Source organism: Bacillus sp. LR--39 (assembly GCF_053613335.1).
In genome coordinates this window covers 1-946 of sequence record NZ_JBSIOT010000463.1, presented here as the reverse complement: position 1 = coordinate 946, position 946 = coordinate 1, and the positions used below count along the sequence as shown (strand labels likewise).

At 45.7% G+C, this 946-nt stretch carries 1 protein-coding gene and 1 pseudogene; both read left to right on the top strand.

Features of this window, described 5'->3' with window-relative positions:
* Positions 1 to 385, top strand: a pseudogene (locus tag ACWHAR_RS24160) (rhamnogalacturonan acetylesterase); the annotation flags it as partial.
* 114 nt (positions 386 to 499) lie between these two features.
* A partial coding sequence (locus ACWHAR_RS24155) for an ABC transporter transmembrane domain-containing protein (protein WP_452088070.1) occupies positions 500 to 946 on the top strand: 447 nt, incomplete at its 3' end.

Below are 946 nucleotides of genomic sequence, written 5' to 3'. Positions count from 1 at the left end.
CACAACTTACAAGCAGCATTTGACCCGGTATATAGATGAGGCACGGTTAAAGAAAGCCAATCCTGTTCTGATTACACCGGTCCAGAGAAGATCATTTGCAAGCGATGGCCGCTTTAAAAATACCCATGGCGACTATCCTGATGCGATGATACAGCTTGCGGAAGAGCTTCGGGTGCCGCTTATCGATCTCGCCTTCAAAAGCCGTCAATTGCTTGAATCGCTAGGACCGGAAGCTTCCAAAAAGCTGTATTTATGGCTTGAACCGGGGGAACACCCCAACTATCCGGACGGAGCCAGGGATGACACCCACTTTTGCGACTTCGGGGCAAAAGAAATCGCTAAGCTTGTTGCACAGGAAGCAAAAGAAGCGGGAATTCCTTTATAAAACAGCCTACTTGAGAATAATTTTCAATTATTTTTCGAAATTTTTGCACTTCCGATGCCAAACTGTGATACGATCAATCTCGTAAAGATTTTCAAAAGGAGTGCACATCATCCTATGATACGCCGCTTTTTTTCATACTATAAACCTCATAAACGTTTGTTCTTCATCGATTTCAGCAGCGCGATCGTCGTTGCAGTGCTGGAGCTGGCTTTTCCTCTAGTTGTTCAGTGGTTCATTGATACGCTGATTCCCGGGGGAGACTGGCTTGAAATCGTCTGGGTAAGCATCGGCCTCTTACTGATCTACCTGCTCAGCACAGGTCTGCAGTACATTGTCAATTATCTCGGGCATAAGCTGGGCATCAACATTGAAACAGATATGCGCCAGGAGCTTTTCCAACATGTACAGCGCCAATCTTTCCGCTACTTTGACAATACAAAAACAGGACATATCATCAGCCGCATCACAAATGATCTGTTTGATATCGGAGAGCTGGCCCATCACGGACCGGAAGATTTGTTCATCGCCGTGATGACCTTTTTAGGTGCATTTTGGATTATG